The sequence below is a fragment of the Shigella sp. FJ200513 genome (assembly GCF_040495915.1).
Lineage (GTDB): Bacteria > Pseudomonadota > Gammaproteobacteria > Enterobacterales > Enterobacteriaceae > ECMA0423.
Window position 1 is genome coordinate 1 of record NZ_JBDYCV010000201.1, and the last position, 2,720, is coordinate 2,720.

Genomic DNA, 2,720 nt, shown 5'->3' on the forward strand with positions numbered 1-2,720 from the left:
TTTCTGCTCATTATTAGCTCCTTCTGATGCCATTCTATTTCAGGAAGGAGTGTCCGTTAAACTCAGGCTACCTCATTGGTTCCCACTACTTATTTGGTGGACACCACTTTGTCTAATTCGTCAGATTCTGACCAGACGGTTCAGGCTGTACGCTTACAAACAACTAGTGGAAATACTTGTACTTTATAATTTCAAGGGTACGGGTCCGCTTCGTTTGATTTGCGTGTTTTTAACAATTTTAAAACCCAGACATACTGTTCCGGATGTGGCCCCACCAAAATTTCCACTGTTTTGTTCATTTGTCGGGCAATCGTTTTATTGTCCGCGCTGGCAATGCAAGCATCCATTGGTGGCCGAATTTCAATAGTCAGTAGATGTTTTTTTTCATCATAAACCGGGAAAAGTGGTATAATCATAGCCTGACTGATGTTCATCAGACGTCCAATGATTGGTAATGTCGCTTTATAGGTCGCAAAAAAATCAGCAAATTCACTGTATTCAGGACCATGATCCTGATCTGGGAGGTAATATCCCCAGTATCCCTGGCGTACTGACTGAATAAATGGTTTTATCCCATCCTCCCGGGCATGTAAGCGCCCCCCGAATTTACGCCGTACTGAATTCCAGACATAATCAATCACTGGATTTCGTTGCTGATGAAACATGGCGGCCATTTTTTTTCCCTGAGCTGCCAGCAACATTGCAGGAATATCCACGCTCCAGCCATGGGGAACCAGAAAAATCACATTTCTATTATTGTGTCGAATTTCCTCAAGAATTTCGAGGCCTTTCCAGAACACTCGTTTCTGGAACTTTTCCGGACCACGAATTGCCAGTTCTGCCATCATCACTATGGATTGCAATGCTGTGACAAACATTTTGTCGACAATTATTTCCCGTTCTGTATCACTCTTTTCTGGGAAACAAAGCGATAAATTAATCGTCGCCCTGCGACGAGCTTTTTTGCTCAATCTGCCCGCCCAACGCCCTATTTTTGCCAAGACAGGATCTCTGAATGAAGGGGGAAACATTGAAATACCTGCAATCATTCCCAAAAGGAACCATGTAGACCAGTAAACAGGGGAAAGGTAATTTTTCTTAAATTCAGGAATAAACTCAGATTTATATTTTTTCATTATTTAGTGCGAATGCCTCTACCAAAATTATCATTACTGTTTTATTCAGAGAATACATCAAACCTTAATTTAAATTCTGATGTTCTGAGTGTACAGGATATGCATCCAAAGAGCGGATAGTAGTTTCATGGATATAATCCAGCAAAGCGTATCGTTTTCGGTACCCAGAGCGTTTTTTACTGGCTATATCGCTTAGCGGCTTTCGAATCACCTGGGTTGGTAATCTGTACCAGTCACCACAGGTTTTTCCTGCTACAGACTCCCAGAAATCACTATAGACCGCAACAAAGGTTTTGCGTTTCTGATACCAGTATCTCAATTGCCGGAAAACATGACTGTGCTCACTGACTGCCAGACACTCAGAGATATTGCAAGCTTTCATCAACGCACAAAATGCTTCAAAAATAATCCGTTTTGGGAAAATCCCATAACAGGCCCGGGTTGCGCACCGAATAACATCAGGTCCGGTATTTTTAGGGGCTCCCTGTAATCCGCCAATAAAAGCAATGTGTCCATTTTGAGTCAGAATGACTGAAAATGTTAACCGGGCAATAACTGTTTTATTGTAAAACAATGACAACATCAACTCTCCTTCCCGGTCAAAACCACTGGGAGAACACTGGATATCAAAATTCTCTCCATCTTTCCCGATGAATTGGACTAATGATACCGATTTTTGTGGAAACAAAAATTTAGAATATTTTTCTGGCAAATTTTGCACAAAGCGATAATGCTCAAGAATATATTGTCCACGGGTCCAGGCGCGCCCCCCTTTATGCAAATAAGGGCGATGAATTCTTGCTGGCAACGTGGGGTGTATTGCCAGAATATCCTCAATGCACGGCAAGGAACGCAGTTCATAATAATATCGAATACTGACAACCGGATTTATAGAACATCGCAAAATGTACATGAACCGAAATTTTCTGTGTTCCCACTTCCCCGGTAGTGAATCTGAGGAAAAAATAATCCTTTTAAGGAAACCGATAAATGATAAGTTACTTATAGAAAACATATTGTTACTTTTGCTTCGCTAATGTGAGTATTTTTAACGCAGTTTTATTAATATCAAACCGCTCTTCTATATCCTGTTTTGCCAGGCGAGCCATCTGATAAAAACGCCCAGGGTCATTAAAAAAATCATTCAGGGCGCACATCCATGCGTGCTTATTACTTGCTGGTAACAATGTCCCGGTCTGGTTGTTCTGAATAACCTCAGGGATTCCACCAATCTGAGTGGCCACTACAGGCACAGAAAATGCCGATGCTTCTGCCAGCACCATACCAAAAGATTCGTTTTCTGAAGGCAGAACCACCAGACTGGCAACCCGATATACGGGGGCGGCAGGAAAAACATTGTCAGCAATAAAAACATCATCATGCATGCCCATACTGTCAATCTGATACTGTAAATGTTCCCGCAGTTCAGGTGAACCAGACCCCACAATCAACCAACAGAACTGTCGTCCATTCATTTTTAAATGGAACAGTAAATTCAACATAAATTCGGGTAATGACTCCAACTTATTGATAGTGTTTTATGTTCAGATAATGCCCGATGACTTTGTCATGCAGCTCCACCGA

3 protein-coding genes and 1 pseudogene are annotated in these 2,720 nt (G+C 41.8%); all 4 read right to left on the reverse strand.

What is annotated here, in order from left to right; translation table 11 throughout:
- Window positions 1–191: 191 nt before the first annotated feature.
- Window positions 192–1,136, reverse strand: a complete 945-nt coding sequence (gene lpxM / locus ABZJ92_RS21285) for a lauroyl-Kdo(2)-lipid IV(A) myristoyltransferase (protein WP_001411475.1) — start codon at window positions 1,134–1,136, stop codon at window positions 192–194.
- A 64-nt stretch (window positions 1,137–1,200) separates the two neighbouring features.
- On the reverse strand, window positions 1,201–2,151 hold the full coding sequence (gene virK, locus ABZJ92_RS21290) for a virulence factor VirK (RefSeq protein ID WP_005086346.1): 951 nt from the start codon (window positions 2,149–2,151) through the stop codon (window positions 1,201–1,203).
- A 4-nt stretch (window positions 2,152–2,155) separates the two neighbouring features.
- A pseudogene (gene capU, locus ABZJ92_RS21295) lies at window positions 2,156–2,644 on the reverse strand (putative hexosyltransferase CapU); the annotation flags it as partial.
- 16 nt (window positions 2,645–2,660) lie between these two features.
- The coding region (locus ABZJ92_RS21300; protein WP_071528444.1) for an IS1 family transposase at window positions 2,661–2,720 on the reverse strand (60 nt) is incomplete at its 5' end.